This window comes from Sphingobium sp. WR1 (genome assembly GCF_059693745.1).
Window position 1 is genome coordinate 14,512 of sequence record NZ_JCATID010000020.1, and the last position, 15,756, is coordinate 30,267.

Here is a 15,756-nt window from a genome sequence, read left to right on the forward strand (position 1 = left end):
TTGCAGGGAACGGCGCCGGATTATTGTGAAATCGAGGTCACAGGCTGCACTTCAGGACGGCCTTGCTCATCACCCGAAATATCTCCGGATCGTCCAGCGCCCGCAGTTTGTAGAGCAGTTCGTCCATGCCCATCTTCCCGCTGTGAGATTTGCGGAGCGACGCGATCGACTGGAGCTTGCGCAACTGGTCGACGCTCAATCGGTCGGCCATCCGCCGCGCCAAACATTCCGCCTTATGCTGCGACAGGCCGGCCTCCAGCAGCTTCGCGCGCAGCCGCGATTCGGGCGACAGTCCGCTACAGGAAACCAGCAACAGCGACAGGGAAAGCAGGCCGACGGCAGCGCGAAAGGATATGGTCGTCATGCCGGCATTCATGCCAATTGTTGGCTGAACACAGCCTAAATGCAGATGCAGTGACAGGGAGCCGATAATGGACAGGATTTTCGCGACATTCTCTCACCGGATCGCCAGTTGGACCGGTCAACCGACCGCCTTCATCCTCGCCATCGGGGTCGTGCTGATCTGGGGCATCACCGGGCCGATCTTCCATTATTCGGATACATGGCAACTGGTCATCAACACCGGCACCACCATCGTCACCTTCCTGATGGTGTTCCTGATCCAGAATGCGCAAAATCGCGACGGCTCCGCGATACAGGCCAAGCTGGACGAACTGATCCGGGCGGTGGACGGCGCGCGCAACGATTTCATCGGCATCGAACATCTGACGGAAGCCGAACTGGAACGCATCAAGGATATTATGGAACGGGAATATGGCGACGATATGATCCATCGCCGCTCCATCGAACGTCTGATCCAACGACGCTGATCGCCTCACCCGCTAATGGGCGCGGACGATCAGCCGTTCATTTTCCCTGCGATAGGCATCAACTTGATTCGTGTAACCGCGCGCCAGGCTCTCATAGGCCGCACGCCCTTCCCGCGACGCACTGGCCTGTGCGCGGATCAGGGAAATCTGCTGGCGATGCAGCAGATAGTTGACATCCGTCTCCATGCTCATCTTCGCCCTCCTCATTATGAGATTGACCGATGAGCCGATAATGCGACTCACGCGCATATCAGCGACGCGATGCTATCATGATCGCGCAGGCAGGCGAACAGGCTAATTACCGCAAATGTTCGGAGCGGCGCGGTCGGGGGGCAACCCAGCGCAATACGGCAAAACCGGCCAGGGCGGACAGAAGCGATCCCATCAGCACGCCCCCCTTGGCCTCCTCCACCAGCAGTGGTTGATCGGGGAAGGCCAGCGCGCCGATGAAGAGGCTCATGGTAAAGCCGATCCCGCACAGCATGGCCATGCCATAGACCTGCGTCCAGTTCGCGCCCGATGGCCGCTCGGCAATGCCCAGCCGCGCCGCGCCCCAGATGGCGCCGAACACGCCGATCTGCTTGCCCAGGAACAGCCCCAGCGCAACGCCCAGAGGCAGGGGCGACAACAGGGCGCCCAGCATTTCCCTATTCAGCACCAATCCGCTGTTCACGAAGCCGAACAGTGGAATGATGGCATAGGCGCTCCAGGGATGAACCGCATGTTCCAGTCGATGAAGCGGGCTGTCAGCTGCATCGGGGGCGCCCGGCGTACAGCGGATCGGCACCGTCATCGCGGCCAGCACTCCCGCAACCGTGGCGTGCACGCCCGACAAGAGGGTGAAATACCAGAGCAGGGCGAAACCGATCATATAGGGCGCAAGCGCCCTCACACCCGAACGGTTGAGACCATACATCACCGCCAGCACGCTCGCCGCCGCCGCAAGAGCCGCCAGATCCAGTCCCTTCGTGTAAAAGAGGGCGATAATCGCCACCGCGCCCATATCATCGACGATCGCGACGGCGGTCAGGAACAGTTTGAGCGAGGCCGGCGCGCGATTGCCGAGCAGCGCCAGCACGCCGATGGCGAAAGCGATGTCCGTCGCGGCGGGGATGGCCCAGCCATCGGCCAGCCCCGGCTGCGCCTTCGTCACCGCCAGATAGACGAGCGCCGGGACGGCCATGCCCGCGACAGCCGCGAGGATCGGCAGCCGTCGCCTGTCCCATGTGGACAGCCCGCCGTCGAGAAATTCGCGCTTGATCTCCAGACCCACGACCAGGAAGAAAATCGCCATCAGCCCGTCATTGATCCAGAGATGGGCGGTCATCGGCCCCAATTTGGCCGACAGGGTCGGTCCGAGTTCCAGATGGACCAGCATATGATAGAGATGGCTGGTGCCCGGCAGATTGGCGAACAGCATGGCCAGCCCCGCCGCGACGATCAGCAACATCGCGCCACCCGCTTCGCCGGTCAGAAAATCCCGAAGAGCGGAAGCAGGTCGTTGCATCATCTGGAAATAAGTCCTTTTCGGTGCCTGAGGAGAAGCGAAGGGGCTTGGAAACGACATGCGTCAATGGCATCCTCTCCCCTGATCGGGCATGGGGGTCAAGCCTTTGGGGGACGGGCTGTTTGCGGCGCTTGCGGCGTTGCATCATGAATTGCTGCTGTTCGCAGCCGTGGGCCTCGCCATTGGCGGCCTGGACGACGCCCTTGTCGACCTCATCTTCCTGCTGCGAAAGGTCTGGCGCGACCTTACCATCTATGTCCGCCATCCGCGGATGACGACGGCCGGCCTGCCCCCATCCCAACGCCCCGGCAAGATCGCCATCTTCGTGCCCGCCTGGCAGGAATCCTCCGTCATCGGGCCGATGCTGCGCCACGCGCTGAGCCGCTGGGGAGACGCCCGTTATCGCATCTTCGTAGGCACCTACCCGAATGACCCGGCAACGATCGATGCGGTCGCGGCGCTGGCGGCGGACGAACCACGCCTGTTGCTGGCCATCAACGACCGTCCCGGCCCAACCACCAAAGCGGACTGCCTCAACCTGCTGTGGCGCGCCATGCTGGCGGAGGAAGCGGCTGGCGGCTTCCGTTACAAGGCCGTCGTGCTGCACGATGCCGAAGACGTCGTCCACGCCGACGAAATCCGCGTCTACGACTTCATGATCGACCGCTTCGATCTTGTTCAACTGCCCGTTCTGCCGCTGCCCGGTCGCGGCGGATGGCTCTCCCGCGCCATTGCCAATCATTATGGCGACGAGTTTGCGGAGAGCCATGGAAAATTGCTGACCGTGCGCGAGGCACTGGGCGCGTCCGTTCCCTCCGCCGGCGTCGCCTGCGCCTTTGAGCGCGACGCGCTGGAGGCATTGGCGGATGACCCCGCCTATGGCCCGTTCGATCCGTCCTCCCTGACCGAAGACTATGAGGCTGGCCTGCGCATCCGCGACATGGGCGGGCGCAGCGTCTTCATCCGAATGCGCGACGCTGCCGGAGAATTGGTGGCGACGCGCGAATATTTCCCCGACAGCATCCCTGCCGCCGTGAAGCAGAAGGCCCGCTGGATGATCGGCATTTCGCTTGCCGGCTGGGATCGGATGGGCTGGCGCGGCGGCCCCGCCGAATGGTGGATGCGCCTGCGCGACCGGCGCTCGGCAATGGCGGCGCTGGTGCTGTTCGCGGCCTATCTGACCTTGCTGCTCGGGGCCGCCCTTTTACTGATCGGCCAGTTTCGCCCGCTTCCGTCCCATATGTCGCCCCTGCTGACCCCCCTCCTCTGGCTGAACCTGGGACTGATGCTGTGGCGTGCGATCATGCGCGCGCTGTTCGTGACCCGCGCCTATGGCTGGCGCCATGGGCTGGGCGCCGTCCCGCGCACGCTCATCGCCAATTACATCGCCATCCTGGCCGCCCGCCGGGCCGTCTTCCTCTATGTCCGCTCCTTGATGGGCACACCCCTGACCTGGGACAAGACGCAGCATCATTTTCCTGATCTGCGGACCGATCCATGATAGCGGCAGGCGGTCGCCCTCTGCGCTTCTTCGCGCTGCTCATGCTTGGCTGGATCGGCGTCCGCGTTGCCGCTTATTATGAACCGGCGGGCGCGCCATTTCCCGATGTCGCCCTGCGACAGCCCGCCATGGCATCCCCGTTTTTGCCATCGCAGCCTGTCCGGTGGAGCGGCCCGCCGTTTCTCCAGCCAAGCGCGGCCGGGGTCATCCGACCCTCCGCCCGGACGCCGCTCCTGGCCGCCCGCTCTCCTCTGTCCACCGCCCCCTCGTTCGCCAATCCGGGCGCGCCGGTCGATTTGCTCGAATTCATCCGCTTCACTACTGCCTTCGCCAACCGGCATCATGCCAGCGACGCCATGGGCAGCGCGCCTACCGCCCTTCCCCGCCCCCTGCCCGCACCGCAACCGCAGCAGCCCCGCACAGATCGATGGCGCGGCGGCGCCTGGCTGCTCTGGCGCCCCGGCGACGCCAGCCGGGCCGACATCGCCACGGTCGGACGGCTGGGCGGATCGCAGGCGGGGCTTCGCATCGACTATGCGCTTGCTCCCGGCTCGGCGCGACGCCCCGCCGCCTATGCCCGCATCACCAGCGCGCTGGAACGGCCGACCGCACCCGAAGGCGCTATCGGTCTGGCCGTCCAGCCCTTCCCCGCCCTCCCCGTCAGCTTTGCGATTGAACGCCGCGTCAAGATGGGCGCCGGCGCCCGCAACGCCATGGCGGTCCTTGCCGTCGGCGGCTTCGGGCCGACCCGTATCGCGCCCGGTATAGAGGCCGAGGCCTATGCCCAGGCCGGTCTCGTCGGCTTCCGCCGCCGCGACGCCTTCATCGACGGCAAGCTCTCCCTGTTCACGCCCCTTGCCGATACGCCGCTGCGCATCGGCGCGGCCATTTCCGGCGGCGCCCAGCCCGGTGTCGAGCGGATCGATATCGGCCCGGAAATCCAGCTTCGCCTGCCCCTTCCCCAGACCGCCGCCCGCCTCTCCGTCGAATGGCGCCAACGGATCGCGGGCAAGGCGGCACCGTCCTCCGGGCTGGCCGTCACGCTGGCGGCGGATTTTTGACCGCTCCCGCCCAAGCCGCCTTTATATCGCCGCGCTTTGCGACTAGGCCTTGAGAAGCCATGGATCTTTACCTGCCCATCGCCAATCTTTCGGTGAACGCGCTGGTCATCATCGGCCTGGGCGGCGTGGTGGGCCTGTTGTCGGGCATGTTCGGCGTAGGCGGCGGCTTCCTGACGACGCCGCTGCTCATCTTCTACGGCATTCCCCCGACGGTCGCCGCCGCCTCCGCCGCGTCGCAGGTGACGGGGGCCAGCGTCTCCGGCGTCGTCACCCATATGTCGCGCGGTACCGTCGACTTCCGCATGGGCGGCGTGCTGATCGCCGGGGGCGTGGTCGGCGCGGGCCTGGGCGTGCTGATCTTCCGCCTGCTCCAATATCTGGGGCAGATCGATACCGTCATCGGCATCCTCTACGTCCTGATGCTGGGCGGAATCGGCGGGTTGATGGCCAAGGAATCGATCCAGGCGCTGGTCGCACTCAAGACCGGGCAGAAGCCCCAGGCGCGCAAGCGCCGCCACCATCCGCTGGTCGCCGCGCTGCCGATGCGCTGGCGCTTCTATCGCTCGGGTCTCTATATCTCGCCGCTCGCGCCGCTGCTGCTCGGCATGGCGACGGGCATCCTCACCATGTTGCTGGGCGTGGGCGGCGGCTTCATCCTGGTGCCGGCGATGCTCTATCTGCTCGGCATGACGACCCAGTCTGTGGTCGGCACATCGCTGTTCCAGATATTGTTCGTCACCATGGCGACGACGATGATGCACGCGATGACGACCAAGGCGGTCGATCTGGTCCTCGCCATGCTGTTGCTGATCGGCAGCGTCACCGGGGCGCAGGTCGGCACGCGCCTGTCGATGACGATCCGGCCGGAATATCTGCGCATCCTGCTGGCCGCCATCGTGCTGCTGGTCGCGGCGCGAATGGCGCTGGGCCTCGGCTTCCGGCCCGACGAAATCTACACGATCGAGGTGCGGTGACGATGCGCCGCCCACTTGCCTTGCTCACGGCGGCGCTGATGCTGGGCGCGGCCGACGAGCCGCAACTGGTGCCCGACGTGTCGCAGCGCGATGTCGAGATTCAATACAGCTTCACCGGCGCGGACCTGCTGCTGTTCGGGGCGATCGTCTATCCCGGCGGGGTGCGGCCGGAAAAGCCCGCCGACGTCGTGGTCGTGCTGAAAGGCCCGGACCAATCGATCCTGATGCGCGAAAAGCAGAAGGTCGCGGGCATCTGGGTCAATGCCGATCGCGCGCGCTTCCAGTCGGCGCCCAGCTTCTACGCCATGGCGTCGTCGCGCCCCATCGACCGGATCGTCGATGAACGCACCGCCGCCATCTACGAACTGGGCGTCGACAAATTGCAACTTTCCCCCTCCTCGCTCAACGACAGCGCGGAACTGGACCGGTTCCAGGCCGGGCTGGTCGACCTGCGCGAGCGCTCCGGCCTGTTCGTGGAGCGCCCCGGCACGATCGAGATCACCGACGGCGTGTTGTATCGGGCGCGCCTGCCCTTGTCGGCGCGCGTCATTGTCGGCGACTATACCGCCGAAACTTTCCTGGTGCAGGACGGTCGGGTTGTCGCCGCCGCGGTGCGCGACATCACCGTCCGCAAGTCGGGCTTCGAACAGTTCATGGCGGTCGCGGCCGAACGATGGTCCTTTCTCTATGGTCTGGTGGCGATCGCGCTGGCAGTCGGCATGGGCTGGACGGCCGGCGCAATCGCGCGGCGGATCTAACGTCAAATCGGACGCATCCGTGCGCGTCATCGCTTGTCAAAACGGAGGGGTCACGTCCCCGTCGGTCAGAATGGCGGCATAATCGGCCGGATCGACATTGCTGCCCGACAGGACGACCACCACCGCGCCGTCGCGCGGCGGCACCAGACCGGCCAGCAACGCCGCAAGCGCCACCGCCCCGCCCGGCTCGACCACTAGTTTGAGTGTCGAAAAGGCAAAGCGCATCGCCGCGCGCACCTGATCGTCGGTCACGGCCAACCCGCTCGTCACCAGCGCGCGGTTGATCGGAAAGGTCAGTGCGCCAGGGCTAGGCGCCAGCAGTGCGTCGCAGATGGACCGCGCATCCGGCGCCACCGTTTCCCGCAGCCCGCTGCGCAGCGATCGCGCGGTATCGTCGAACCCGGCCGGCTCGACCGTATGAATGTCGACATGCGCTGCCCGCGCCTTGACCGCCGTGGCGATTCCCGCGGTCAGCCCACCGCCCCCGCAGCAGACGAGCAGTTGCGCGATCTCCGCACCGGCCTCCGCCGCCTGGTCGACTATCTCCAGTCCGGCCGTGCCCTGCCCGGCGATGATGAAGGGATCGTCGAAGGACGGCACCAAAGTCGCACCCCGCGTCCGCGCCAGTTCGGTTGCGATCTCCTCCCGGCTCTCGGTCAACCGGTCATAGGGCACCACCTCCGCGCCCAACGCACGGGTATTGGCAATCTTGATGGCGGGCGCGTCGGCCGGCATCACGATCGTCGCTGGCATATCCAGCATCCGCGCCGCCGCCGCCACACCCTGCGCATGGTTGCCCGATGACCAGGCGACCACCCCCGCTGCCCGCTCGGCATCATCCAGCCGCGCCAGCCGGTTATAGGCGCCGCGAAACTTGAACGATCCGGTATGCTGCGCGCCCTCGAACTTCAGCAGCACGCGCCGCCCGCATCGTTCGTTAAGGCGGGTATTTTCCAGCAGCGGAGTGCGCACCGCCGCCTGCGCGATCACCCGAGCGGCATCCATTATGTCGTCGATCGCGATGGCAAGGTCCTGGCTCATGCCTTGTCTTAGAGTCTGTTTGGAAAATGCGCAAAAGCGCATTTTCGGCGCGGCGCCGGCCCGCTCCAGTGGGAACCGGCTTCATACGAGACGATGCCGCAACAAGACGGGAGAAGTCGCGTCCTCGCCGGATCATTGCTCGCGAAAGGCGCGGTGGAAGCTGTCGAACAGCGGTTGGAAGAGATATTGGAACAGCGACCGGCCGCCCAGGTTGATGAACACTTCCGCCGGCATACCGGACACCAGCCTGACATCCTGCAGCCCCCTGATCTCCGACCCGTCAATCTCGATTTCCACCTTGTAGAACAATGTGTTCGTCGCCTCATCCAGCGTCGCGTCCGGGCTCACGTCCCGCACCACGCCATGCAGCAGGGGCAATATGCGCGCCTTGTAGGGGGTCAGCTTGACCTCGGCTCGAAGATCCTTGTGAACGACGTCGATATCATGGGCCTTCAGCCGCGCCGACACGATGATCTTCTCCCTGTCGGGCACGATGTCGAGCAGCGGCTGTCCCGCGCCGACCACGCCGCCCGCCGTCACCAGCCGCAGGTTCATCACCGTGCCGTCGACCGGGGCGACGATCTGCTGGCGCTGCTTGATGTCGCGGCTGACCGCCAGCCGCTCGCGCGCATCGGCCAGGCTGACCTGGACCTCGCGCTGCTGGGCGGCGGTTTCCGTCGCCTGCTGGCCGCGGATCAGGGACATTTGCGCCGTCGTTTCGCCGATCGTGTCGCGGATACGACCCAGGCTCCCGGTCAGTTGGCCCTGCTGTCCCACCGTCGCGGCCTGCTGGCGCTGGAGCGCCAGAAGCCGCGACTTGCGCTCCAGCCCTTCATTGACGAGGGCGCTGACGCTTTTCATTTCCTCCGCCAGCAGGCTATTCTGGTCGCCCAGGGCGGCGACCTGCGACCGAGTCCCCGCCATGTCGGCACTGGCCTGGCCAAGACGCTGGTTCAGGACGGAAATCTGGTCGCCCAGGGCCCGCTTCCGGGTGCGGAACACGGCGTCGGATGCCGCAATGATCGAACGGACTTCCGGGTCGGCGTGCTTGGCCAACAGTTCCTGCGGATAGGCGACGGCACCCGCGCCGCTCAATTCCGCCGTCAGCCGTGCATCCTGCGCCAGCAAGGCATAATAGCTTGTCCGCATCGCCGCTTCGCGTGCTTCGCTCTGCGTGTCGTCCAGCAGGACGAGCGGCTGTCCGGCGACGTGGCCTGATCGGCATGTCCGGCAATGCCGAATTTCCTCATCTTCACTTTGCCGTGCGGTTTCAGGACAAGAGCATCGACCCGTTCACCGGGCCGGGCGGACCGGGCGACTGCAAGCGAAAGCAGCCGGGTGCGGGATCGCTCTGGACCGCTCGCGCGGCGCAGGCGCTCCACTACCAGCCCACGGCCGTCATCGCGATCGCCTTTGCGCCGGCCGTTCCTGCGGCGTCGGTCGCCGATCGGGCGGCGTCCATAGGCCGGCAGGGGCGGATGGACCCGATCATCCTATGGGCGGATATATTCGGGTCCCAGACGGGGGATATACAGCGTTTCCGCATCATCGACCCGAACCAGGACAGCCTGTTGGACCAAAGCAAAAAGCTGGATCAGGGGCATCTTTCCTGGTTCACCTACGCAGGTCGGCGCGCGCCCGAGGGCGGCTGGAAGCAGGGTCGCTATATTGGCACTTATGAATTGATGCGCGGCAGCGCCATCGTGGCCCGCGGCCGTTCCGAGACGGTCATCCAATAGGAGCGCAGGAACGGCCCCCCTCTCCGACCTCATGCGCAGAAAAAAGCGCGCGAAGCCGTACGGCCCCGCGCGCATCAGGTCTGCCTGGGAGAGGGAAGGAAATTCAGCGCGACGCGAATTGACGTCCACGGGTCGCGACCGCCCAGCGCTGCGGTGTCGCGTTCGGCGCGGTTTCGCGCACGAAGCACTGGCCACGCTGCGACCGGACCATCCGACAGGCCGCCATCGCATCGGCGCGGCTGGCGAAACCGCTGACCGCCAGACGGTGATAAAGCTTGCCGCCCACCGTCGCCTGGCTGGTCAGGACCGGGAAGGCCGCGATCGACGCGCTGCGCCCCGCCATTCCCATCCATTTCTCCTTGGCGATCGCCGCGCTGTCATAGGCGCCGAGCTGGACCACCCAGTTGCTGGCCCCCTTGCCGACTGGGCCGACCGGCTTGAGGAAGGCCGCCTTCCGCATCCGCGCCATCGGCGCCGGAGCAATGGCGCGTTGCGCCACGACCGGGCGACGGCCCTGTTCCTCGATGATGAAATCCCCGCTGGCGACGCGGACGGGTGCGGCGACGGAGGCCGGCGCCTGCACCGGCTGCACTATGGGCGCCTGCGCGGCTTCGGCGACCTGGACCGGCGGCATTGTTTCGGCGGCCGGAAGCGGAGGCGCGCCATGGTCCGCGGCCGCCATCTCCACCGGCGTCGCGGCCGGCGCGGCGAGCGCCAGCATGGCCGGCTGCCCCTGGTCGGCGCCATTGATCGTCACGCCCATCAGCGCAGCGACGCGCTGCGGCGCCAGCGACGGTTCGGCGATCTGCGCCCAGTCGGTGATGCGCCTGTTGGCGTCCTTCGGATCAAGGTCCATGCCCACCAGCAGCCGCGCATCCTTCCAGCGCCCGGCCAGCGCATAGGCATAGGCCAGGTTCTGGCGTGTCCGCGCGGTGGCCGACGGATCATGGATCGCTTCCGACAGGATGCGCACGCCCTCCGCCGCATCGCCCGCCATCGCCATGGCCAGGCCATAGTCGGACGCGGGGACAGTATCGGCATGGGCGGTCAGCAGATTGCGCGCGGCATCGGGGCGGCCCTGCGCCACCTGCACCAACGCCAGGCTGACGATCGTGCGCGCATCGGTGCTGCCCAGCGCCAGCGCGTCGGACAGCGCCGTCTCGGCCGAAGCGAAGCGCCCCGCCAGCACATAGGCGCGGCCCAGAATCTGGCGATATTCGCCATTTTGCGGCGCCAGTTGGACGGCGGCCTCGGCCGCCTCCACCGCCTTGCCGGCATTGCGGTCGGCCAGCGCCTTGCTGGCGGTTGCGGCCAGCTTCGCCGGATCGCCCTTGACCGGCGCGATCGACGCGGACGGACGGAAGGCCGCGCCGGTGCAGCCGACCATCGTGGTGGCGACCATCAGCGAAGCCAGTGCCGCCTTTCCGAATGTCTTGCGGTTCATATCTCTAATCCTCGCTTCATTTGCCCGCGCGCAGGCGCGGCAATTGTTCGGTCAGCCGGTCCACTTCCGGCAGGTTGCTGAGAAATTCGTCGAGCGCCTGCGTCACCATCTGCTGCGCCGAACGGCCGGTCAGCGCGCTCGCCAGCCGCAGCTTCAGGTGGCGGTCGGCATCCAGCCGCAGCGTGAAGGCCGCCTTGCGGTTGGGCGCGGGCTTGGGCGTGGGCTTCGTGCGCTCCTGCGTGGCGCCGATCCGCTCGGCCAGTTCCTCGCGCTCCACAACGACAGCGGGCACGACAGCAGCCTCCGGCGCAACCCCCGCCAGACTGACGGGCGTGGTCACGCCCATCGGCGTCAGGCCGAGCGCCACCGGCGGCTGTTCGACCGGCATGGGTTCAGGCTGAACGTCGAAGCCCATGTCGTTCCAACCGAGGTCATCCTGCTGGCCAGGCTCCAGTTGGACAGCGAGCGCCGCATTCCGGCCGAAGCCGAGCATGGGGCGGCGCATCGCCGGCTGGGCCGCGCCCTTGCGGGCGAGCAGGCCGGAGGTGAGCGATGCGAGCGGCTTTGCTTCTGCCATGACGATGCCCTCCTTACTGGCCGATCACGCGGCGGCCGAAGCCACCGCCGGCGGGACGCACGGCACCGATCGTGCCGACGCTGCCTTGCGGCACGGAAAAGACTGTGCGGCGGAAATTCTTCTCCAGCCGGTCGAAGACATAGGCCCACAGCGCCTCGACCTCTCCGGCGGAGCGGCCCTTGGGGTCGACCTCCATCACGGTGCGGCCGTCGATCATCGACGCGGCGAAATCGGTGCGGTGGTGCAAAATCACCGGCGCGACCGTGCCATGCTGCGACAGGGCGACGGCGGCTTCGGAGGTGATGCGCGCCTTGGGCGTAGCGGCGTTGACGACGAAGATCAGCGGCTTGCCCGCGCGTTCGCACAGGTCGACCGTGGCGCCCACGGCGCGCAGGTCGTGCGGGCTGGGCCGAGTCGGCACGACGATGAGTTCCGCGACCGAAATGACGCTCTGGATCGCCATGGTGATGGCGGGCGGCGTGTCGATGACGGCCAGCTTGAAACCCTGCTGGCGCAATATCTCCAGATCGGCGGCCAGACGGGCGACGGTGGTCTGGGCGAAGGCGGGAAATTCGGCCTCGCGCTCGTTCCACCAGTCGGCCAGCGATCCCTGCGGGTCGATGTCGATCAGCACGACCGGGCCGGCGCCGGCGCGCTGCGCCTGTACCGCCAGATGCCCCGACAGGGTGGTCTTGCCCGACCCGCCCTTCTGCGACGCCAATGCCAATATCCGCACGCCTAACCCCCGACGAAAATCCAGTCCCGCCAGGACCTGCCACGGGCGCACCTAAAATTCGGTTAACCGGCCCGTAGCGGAAAGGACTGCCGCCGCGCCGCACTTATGCTAATCGGACCTTAACCTTGTCGCGTCATGACAATCGCAATGGATTGCCGCAGGAGCATGAATATGAAGCAGATCTGGGGAGCCATGGCCGCCGGCGCATTGCTGGCCCTGTCCGCACCAGTGCTGGCCGATGTGAAGACCGGCGTCGATGCCTGGCAGCAGGGGGACTATGCCAAGGCGATCGGCGAATGGCGTCCTCTGGCCAATGCCGGCGATCCCGACGCCCAGTTCAACATGGGCCAGGCCTATAAGCTGGGCCGCGGCGTTCAGCCAGACCCCAGGGCCGCGATCGACTGGTATCGCAAGGCGGCCGTCCAGGGACATATGCGCGCCGAGGAGAATCTGGGGCTACTGATGTTCCAGCAGGGCGAGCGCGCGGGGGCCATGCCCTATCTGCAACGCGCCGCGATGCGGGGGGAGCCGCGCGCGCAATATATCGTCGGCACCGCCCTGTTCAATGGCGACCTGATCGGCAAGGATTGGGTGCGCGCCTATGCGCTGATGAGCCGCGCGGCGGCGTCCGGCCTTGCCCAGGCATCGACCAGCCTGACGCAGATGGACAAATATATTCCCGAGGATCAGCGCAAGCAGGGTCTGGCCATGGCGACCAATCTGGAACGGGACAAGGGCACCAGTTTCGCCGCGGCCGAACCTGCGCCGGTCCGCGCCACGCCCGCGCCGGTGCGCACGGAGGAAATGCCGGCATCCAAACCACCAGCGCCCAAACCGGCCCCGCCTGCACCTCGTCCTGCACCAAGGCCCGCCGCGCCCAAGCCGCAGGTCGCAGCCGCAGCGCTGCCCAAACCCGCATCCGGCAATTGGCGCGTCCAGCTGGGCGCCTTTGGGGAGGAAGGCAATGCCCGCGCGCTGTGGAACCGTCTGACCGGCAGGGTCAGCGGCCTATCCGCCTACCAGCCCTTCCTGGTGAAGGCCGGCGCCGTCACCCGCCTCCAGGCCGGCCCGATCGCCAGCAGCGCCGATGCCAGCCGTCTCTGTTCGCGCATCAAGGCGGCCGGGGCGGACTGTATGCCCAAGAAGATCTAGTGGTCCGATTCTGACATTCGACACCGCTTGAGGCCATGTCCCACATGAATGTCAGAATCTATTCGGACCACTAGAAATATTTGATTCTAATGGATTTTACGATTTTGACATTTGCAGACCCATCCCAACCGCCAGGGAATGCAAATGTCAAAATCAATCCACTAGTTCCTACATCCGTTCGTTTTGAGCGTGTCGAGAAACGAGGCAGAGCCGAGTTCAGCGTAGCTATAGCAGGATGGCTTTTGTTTGAATCGTCATTGCGAGCGCAGCGAAGCAATCCAATGTCACCCCCATGGATTGCTTCGCTGCGCTCGCAATAACGAGGTAAGTCGACCTGATGTCATCCGACGCTAACCGCGAGCGAAGTTCTACCCGCTTTTCGACACGCTCGAAGCGAACGGATGTGGAGTCAGTGCCTCCCCGCCTGCTCCAGCATCCAGTCGCGAAACTGCGCGACCGCCGGGCTGGCCAGCGCATCGGGCGGGTAGACGAGATAATAGGCCTGCTCGGTCGACATCGGCCGGGCGAAGGGGATGACCAAAGTCCCCGCCTCCAATTCCGGCCGAATGAGGAAGCTGGGGATCAGCGCCACCCCCGCCCCGGCCGCCGACGCCTGCGCCAGCATCAGAAAATGTTCGAAGGCCGGACCCGGCGCCAGCCCCGACGCATCCACCCCCGCCGCTGCCAGCCAGCGCGGCCAGGCGTCGCGGCGCGACGTCTGGCTGAGCAGCGGCGCATGGAGCAGGTCTGCGGGCGTGCGCAGCGGGTTCGCCGCCAGCCATCCCGGCGCACAGACCGGCACCGCCTCCTCGCGGAACAGATAGTCCATCGCGACGCCCGGCCAGTCCTGCGCGACACCGAAATGGACAGCTGCATCGAAATCCTCATGCCCGAAGTCGAAGGGCTGCGACCGGGCGGCGAAGTCGATCACCAGATCGGGATGCCGCGCCGTCAGTTGCGGCAGCCGCGGCGCCAGCCAGCGCATCCCGAAGCTGGGCAGGGTCGCGACCCGGAGCGCCGTCTGCGACGGCCGCGCCGATGCCCGTGCCGTGGCGCGACGGATGGCGTCGAGCGCGGGCAGCAGTTCCTCGGCATAGGCCCGGCCCGCTTCGTTCAGCCGCACCCGCCGCCCGATCCGGTCGAACAGCGGCGTCTGGAGCATATCCTCCAGCTGCGCGATCTGGCGGCTGACTGCGCTTTGGGTCAGGCCGATCTCCTCTCCGGCGCGGGAAAAGCCGCCATGACGCACCGCCGCCTCGAAAGCCGTCAGCGCATTCATCGGCGGCAGCCATTTGCGGAAAGCACTCATTCCAAACTCGCATCAGCAGATGACAGGTCGCCATTTTGAAAATCATACCTATCTTGCGATAAGGGCGTTGTCATCTGGAGCATATCATGTCGAATGAGAATATGGGCACGATAGAGGCGCTGGTCGTCGCCGCCCTGGGCGAAGATGTCGCCCGCCGGACGCTGGACATGCTGGCGATCGATTCCGCGCTGCTGGCCGAGCGCGGCGAGACGGTGTCCCGCGCCGCCTTCGCCATGGCGATGAACGTCGCTTTGTTCGACGATCTGCTGCGCCGGGTGCCGAGCGGCGACGCTTATGTCGCCGACACGCTGGCGCGCGGAGGCAAGGTGGTCTTCGACCATGGCGCGCTCCGATCGATCCGCTTTCCCGAAGGCCCGACCGGCGCCCTGCCCGGCGGCGAGGATGCCTTCACCCGCATCTTCCTGCCCCTGGGTTATGAGATGGCGGCCATCTATCCGCTCGATCGCCTGAAGATGACCGGCCGCGCCTATCGCCATATCGACTATCCCGAAGCGATCCCGCAATTCTTCCTGTCCGAACTCCATGTCGACCGGTTCGACGCGGAATTTGGCGAGGCGGCACAGCGCGTCTTCGGCGCCAGCCGCGATCCGCTGGACGACAGGGCGAAGGCCGTGCTCGCCCGCTACGAAGCCGGGGAGACTGTCCAGGTCGCTGACGCGATCGCCGCCTTGCCGGTGATCCTCTCCGCCTTCGACCGGCAGCATGAACCGCCCGGTTTCGAGGATTATCAGTTGCTCCTGTCCCGCTCCAACGAAGCCGCCTGGATCGCGACCGAGGGCAATGGCTTCAACCATGCGACCGACCGGGTGGCGAACGTCGCCGCCCTTGCCGAACGGCTCAAGGCCGAAGACCGGCCGATGAAGGAGAAGCTCGAAATCTCCGCCAGCGGCCGGGTGCGCCAGACCGCCTTCCGCGCCGACAGCGTCGAGCGCCTCTTTGCCGATGGGGAATTGCGGCAGGTGCCCGGCTCCTTCTACGAATTCATCAGCCGCGACATCGACCCTGAGACGGGCAGGCTCGACCTCGCCTTCGACACCGGCAACGCCACCGGCATCTTCGCCATGACGAGCGCGCAATTGGGCGCCCAGCCGGGGAACGAACGGTGA

17 protein-coding genes are annotated in these 15,756 nt (G+C 66.3%); 8 read left to right on the top strand and 9 right to left on the bottom strand.

Features of this window, described 5'->3' with window-relative positions:
- Nucleotides 1-37: 37 nt before the first annotated feature.
- Nucleotides 38-364 carry a hypothetical protein gene (locus AC58EF_RS20295; RefSeq protein ID WP_497278186.1) on the bottom strand — a complete coding sequence of 109 codons (327 nt, stop codon included), beginning with the start codon at nucleotides 362-364 and terminating at the stop codon, nucleotides 38-40.
- Between the two features lie 67 nt (nucleotides 365-431).
- On the opposite strand from AC58EF_RS20295, the gene AC58EF_RS20300 reads away from it, so the two are divergent.
- The gene (locus tag AC58EF_RS20300; RefSeq protein WP_497278187.1) at nucleotides 432-830 is read left to right on the top strand and encodes a low affinity iron permease family protein; all 399 of its coding nucleotides are present in this window, start codon (nucleotides 432-434) and stop codon (nucleotides 828-830) included.
- 12 nt (nucleotides 831-842) lie between these two features.
- On the opposite strand, the gene AC58EF_RS20305 is transcribed toward AC58EF_RS20300, so the two are convergent.
- Both AC58EF_RS20305 and nhaA read right to left on the bottom strand, forming a co-directional pair.
- Complete coding sequence (locus tag AC58EF_RS20305; protein WP_497278305.1) at nucleotides 843-1,022, bottom strand: hypothetical protein; 180 nt, start codon at nucleotides 1,020-1,022, stop codon at nucleotides 843-845.
- Nucleotides 1,023-1,128: 106 nt separating this feature from the next.
- Nucleotides 1,129-2,340, bottom strand: coding sequence for a Na+/H+ antiporter NhaA (gene nhaA, locus AC58EF_RS20310; RefSeq protein WP_497278188.1), 1,212 nt, complete (start codon nucleotides 2,338-2,340; stop codon nucleotides 1,129-1,131).
- 88 nt (nucleotides 2,341-2,428) lie between these two features.
- On the opposite strand from nhaA, the gene AC58EF_RS20315 reads away from it, so the two are divergent.
- Genes AC58EF_RS20315 through AC58EF_RS20330 form a run of 4 tightly spaced genes read left to right on the top strand, consistent with a single transcriptional unit; the run spans nucleotide 2,429 to nucleotide 6,631 of the window.
- The gene (locus tag AC58EF_RS20315) at nucleotides 2,429-3,838 is read left to right on the top strand and encodes a glycosyl transferase family protein (protein ID WP_497278189.1); all 1,410 of its coding nucleotides are present in this window, start codon (nucleotides 2,429-2,431) and stop codon (nucleotides 3,836-3,838) included.
- A complete protein-coding gene (locus AC58EF_RS20320) occupies nucleotides 3,835-4,899 on the top strand; it encodes a hypothetical protein (RefSeq protein WP_497278190.1) in 1,065 nt (354 codons plus the stop codon). Before AC58EF_RS20315 ends, AC58EF_RS20320 begins: the two co-directional genes overlap by 4 nt.
- Nucleotides 4,900-4,958: 59 nt before the next feature.
- Nucleotides 4,959-5,873 carry a sulfite exporter TauE/SafE family protein gene (locus tag AC58EF_RS20325; RefSeq protein WP_497278192.1) on the top strand — a complete coding sequence of 305 codons (915 nt, stop codon included), beginning with the start codon at nucleotides 4,959-4,961 and terminating at the stop codon, nucleotides 5,871-5,873.
- 2 nt (nucleotides 5,874-5,875) lie between these two features.
- A complete protein-coding gene (locus tag AC58EF_RS20330) occupies nucleotides 5,876-6,631 on the top strand; it encodes a TIGR02186 family protein (RefSeq protein ID WP_497278193.1) in 756 nt (251 codons plus the stop codon).
- A 36-nt stretch (nucleotides 6,632-6,667) separates the two neighbouring features.
- Here the strand turns inward: AC58EF_RS20330 and AC58EF_RS20335 are convergent, their stop codons facing one another.
- Nucleotides 6,668-7,672: a threonine ammonia-lyase gene (locus AC58EF_RS20335; RefSeq protein WP_497278195.1), complete on the bottom strand. Its 1,005-nt coding sequence runs from the start codon at nucleotides 7,670-7,672 to the stop codon at nucleotides 6,668-6,670.
- A gap of 132 nt (nucleotides 7,673-7,804) precedes the next feature.
- Nucleotides 7,805-8,914, bottom strand: coding sequence for an HlyD family type I secretion periplasmic adaptor subunit (locus tag AC58EF_RS20340; RefSeq protein ID WP_497278293.1), 1,110 nt, complete (start codon nucleotides 8,912-8,914; stop codon nucleotides 7,805-7,807).
- On the opposite strand from AC58EF_RS20340, the gene AC58EF_RS20345 reads away from it, so the two are divergent.
- On the top strand, nucleotides 8,896-9,411 hold the full coding sequence (locus AC58EF_RS20345) for a hypothetical protein (protein WP_497278197.1): 516 nt from the start codon (nucleotides 8,896-8,898) through the stop codon (nucleotides 9,409-9,411). The two genes, AC58EF_RS20340 and AC58EF_RS20345, sit on opposite strands and share 19 nt — an antisense overlap.
- A gap of 103 nt (nucleotides 9,412-9,514) precedes the next feature.
- On the opposite strand, the gene AC58EF_RS20350 is transcribed toward AC58EF_RS20345, so the two are convergent.
- From AC58EF_RS20350 to AC58EF_RS20360, 3 genes are read right to left on the bottom strand one after another with little or no spacing between them, the layout of a single operon-like run.
- Entirely contained in the window at nucleotides 9,515-10,855 is a 1,341-nt protein-coding gene (locus AC58EF_RS20350) for an SPOR domain-containing protein (RefSeq protein WP_497278199.1), read from the bottom strand.
- A gap of 16 nt (nucleotides 10,856-10,871) precedes the next feature.
- Complete coding sequence (locus AC58EF_RS20355) at nucleotides 10,872-11,432, bottom strand: hypothetical protein (RefSeq protein WP_497278200.1); 561 nt, start codon at nucleotides 11,430-11,432, stop codon at nucleotides 10,872-10,874.
- Between the two features lie 13 nt (nucleotides 11,433-11,445).
- A complete protein-coding gene (locus AC58EF_RS20360) occupies nucleotides 11,446-12,168 on the bottom strand; it encodes an AAA family ATPase (protein ID WP_497278202.1) in 723 nt (240 codons plus the stop codon).
- Nucleotides 12,169-12,333: 165 nt separating this feature from the next.
- Here AC58EF_RS20360 and AC58EF_RS20365 point away from each other — a divergent pair, with 165 nt between their 5' ends.
- Nucleotides 12,334-13,320, top strand: a complete 987-nt coding sequence (locus AC58EF_RS20365; RefSeq protein WP_497278203.1) for an SPOR domain-containing protein — start codon at nucleotides 12,334-12,336, stop codon at nucleotides 13,318-13,320.
- A 409-nt stretch (nucleotides 13,321-13,729) separates the two neighbouring features.
- On the opposite strand, the gene gcvA is transcribed toward AC58EF_RS20365, so the two are convergent.
- Entirely contained in the window at nucleotides 13,730-14,629 is a 900-nt protein-coding gene (gcvA, locus tag AC58EF_RS20370; RefSeq protein WP_497278205.1) for a transcriptional regulator GcvA, read from the bottom strand.
- Between the two features lie 86 nt (nucleotides 14,630-14,715).
- Here gcvA and AC58EF_RS20375 point away from each other — a divergent pair, with 86 nt between their 5' ends.
- Nucleotides 14,716-15,756, top strand: a complete 1,041-nt coding sequence (locus tag AC58EF_RS20375; protein ID WP_497278207.1) for a DUF1338 domain-containing protein — start codon at nucleotides 14,716-14,718, stop codon at nucleotides 15,754-15,756.

Coding starts and splice junctions, on each gene's coding strand:
- AC58EF_RS20330 (WP_497278193.1), top strand. CDS start 5,876: ATGCGCCGCCCACTTGCCTTGCTCACGGCGGCGCTGATGCTGGGCGCG.
- AC58EF_RS20355 (WP_497278200.1), bottom strand. CDS start 11,432: ATGGCAGAAGCAAAGCCGCTCGCATCGCTCACCTCCGGCCTGCTCGCC.
- AC58EF_RS20345 (WP_497278197.1), top strand. CDS start 8,896: ATGTCCGGCAATGCCGAATTTCCTCATCTTCACTTTGCCGTGCGGTTT.
- gcvA (WP_497278205.1), bottom strand. CDS start 14,629: ATGAGTGCTTTCCGCAAATGGCTGCCGCCGATGAATGCGCTGACGGCT.
- AC58EF_RS20300 (WP_497278187.1), top strand. CDS start 432: ATGGACAGGATTTTCGCGACATTCTCTCACCGGATCGCCAGTTGGACC.
- AC58EF_RS20375 (WP_497278207.1), top strand. CDS start 14,716: ATGTCGAATGAGAATATGGGCACGATAGAGGCGCTGGTCGTCGCCGCC.
- AC58EF_RS20295 (WP_497278186.1), bottom strand. CDS start 364: ATGACGACCATATCCTTTCGCGCTGCCGTCGGCCTGCTTTCCCTGTCG.
- nhaA (WP_497278188.1), bottom strand. CDS start 2,340: ATGATGCAACGACCTGCTTCCGCTCTTCGGGATTTTCTGACCGGCGAA.
- AC58EF_RS20325 (WP_497278192.1), top strand. CDS start 4,959: ATGGATCTTTACCTGCCCATCGCCAATCTTTCGGTGAACGCGCTGGTC.
- AC58EF_RS20365 (WP_497278203.1), top strand. CDS start 12,334: ATGAATATGAAGCAGATCTGGGGAGCCATGGCCGCCGGCGCATTGCTG.
- AC58EF_RS20335 (WP_497278195.1), bottom strand. CDS start 7,672: ATGAGCCAGGACCTTGCCATCGCGATCGACGACATAATGGATGCCGCT.
- AC58EF_RS20315 (WP_497278189.1), top strand. CDS start 2,429: ATGGGGGTCAAGCCTTTGGGGGACGGGCTGTTTGCGGCGCTTGCGGCG.
- AC58EF_RS20320 (WP_497278190.1), top strand. CDS start 3,835: ATGATAGCGGCAGGCGGTCGCCCTCTGCGCTTCTTCGCGCTGCTCATG.
- AC58EF_RS20350 (WP_497278199.1), bottom strand. CDS start 10,855: ATGAACCGCAAGACATTCGGAAAGGCGGCACTGGCTTCGCTGATGGTC.
- AC58EF_RS20305 (WP_497278305.1), bottom strand. CDS start 1,022: ATGAGCATGGAGACGGATGTCAACTATCTGCTGCATCGCCAGCAGATT.